This window comes from Ferruginibacter sp. (assembly GCF_031430955.1).
GTDB lineage: Bacteria > Bacteroidota > Bacteroidia > Chitinophagales > Chitinophagaceae > Ferruginibacter.
In genome coordinates this window covers 1-1614 of record NZ_JANPCM010000153.1, presented here as the reverse complement: position 1 = coordinate 1614, position 1614 = coordinate 1, and the positions used below count along the sequence as shown (strand labels likewise).

2 protein-coding genes are annotated in these 1614 nt (G+C 35.4%); both read left to right on the top strand.

The window, feature by feature from the left end:
- Nucleotides 1-280 precede the first annotated feature (280 nt).
- The gene (locus tag ACY65O_RS04130) at nucleotides 281-1318 is read left to right on the top strand and encodes a phosphodiester glycosidase family protein (RefSeq protein WP_462219582.1); all 1038 of its coding nucleotides are present in this window, start codon (nucleotides 281-283) and stop codon (nucleotides 1316-1318) included.
- Nucleotides 1319-1418: 100 nt separating this feature from the next.
- Nucleotides 1419-1614: DUF4382 domain-containing protein (locus tag ACY65O_RS04125; protein WP_462219581.1), on the top strand; the 196-nt coding region annotated here is incomplete at its 3' end.

Below are 1614 nucleotides of genomic sequence, written 5' to 3'. Positions count from 1 at the left end.
CTGAAATATTGTCTTTTATGTAACCGGATTGAACAGTACCATCGGCCATAGTAATACTTGCCTTGGTGTAACCTTCTGGGGTTGAGTTTTGAGCATTTACTGTTGCAGTTAAAATGCATAATGCCATTGCTAAAAAAGTTGGTTTAATTTTCATGACTGTAAATTTTGGTGTTTTATAAAATGGTTAAATGTTAATTTGATACTGCAAGAGTAATTGGGTAAATTCGATATTTACAGTAAAAAAGAGTGAGCTGAAGAAAAAACGGAGTGAATTGTACTGTTGGCACAATCTAAAAATGCAGGTATGCTGATGAAATGTATCAGGCTAATTTTCATAATATTTTTTTCTGTTGGTACAAACTTTTTACTTGCCCAGCCAAAGTGGGTAAATGTGGATGAGCAGTTTCAGCCATTACCTAAAAATTTTCATGTGTATAAAACAACAGATAGCCTGGATGGTAAACCTTTTATTGCCTATTATGCCGAGGCAAAATTAAAAGACAAAGATTTAGATTTTACAACAGACACTACTTACAAAAGAAGGCTTACCCCTCAACAGTTTTTTGAAAAAAATAATCAACCGCTCCTCGTTGTAAACAGTACATTTTTTAATTTTGATAAAAACCAAAATTTAAATGTGGTAATTAAAGATGGAAAAGTTGTGTCTTACAACATACATACCATTGCCGGCAGAGGAAAAGATACCTTCACTTACAGGCATCCGATGGGCAGTGCAATTGGAATTAGTAAAAAAAGAAAGCCTGATGTGGCTTGGGTGTTCACAGATTCCTCACATGAATTTTCTTTTGCATCGCAAAGACCTTATCAAGCTTATAAAGACTCTGCTACGGGTTTTCTTTTCAAAAGTGTATCAAAAAATACAATTTTATTTCAAAGGGAAATTGGTGCAAGGCATGGCGAAAATTATGATCCGCATTTAAATAAATGGAAAATGAAAACAGCAGTTGGCGGCGGCCCTGTACTTGTTCAAGATGGTAAAATAAAAATCACCAATAATGAAGAATTAAAATTTGGTGGTAAAGCCATTGAGGACAAACATCCCCGTACCTGCATGGGCTATACTAAAGATGGCCGTTTAATAGTAATGGTTATACAGGGGAGGTTTCCCGGCAAAGCCGATGGGGCAACACTTACACAACAAGCCCGGTTACTGGTTGCCCTTGGCTGTGAGGAAGCATTAAATTTAGATGGTGGCGGCAGCAGTTGTATGCTTATTAATGGCAAGGAAACTATTAAACCGAGCGATAAAGAAGGGGAGAGGGCTGTACCCGCCGTATTTATAATCAAGTATAAATAGTTTTATTTTCTTCTAAATATACCATTATAATCATACTTCATTGTTTAAAGCAACTTTTGGCATGATTTTTTCAACTTAGTACGAAACAAAATCTACTAAAATGAAAACATTGAAATTTATTGTACTGGGTTTAACTTTAATGGCGTGTACAACCATTGTATTTATCTCCTGTAAAAAAGACAACGAATCTACTTCTACCTTACAAATTAGGTTAACAGATGCCCCAACCGCTTTTGACGAAGTAAATGTTGATATCAGAGAAATTAATGTAAAATTCAGCGATGATACCAGCGGCA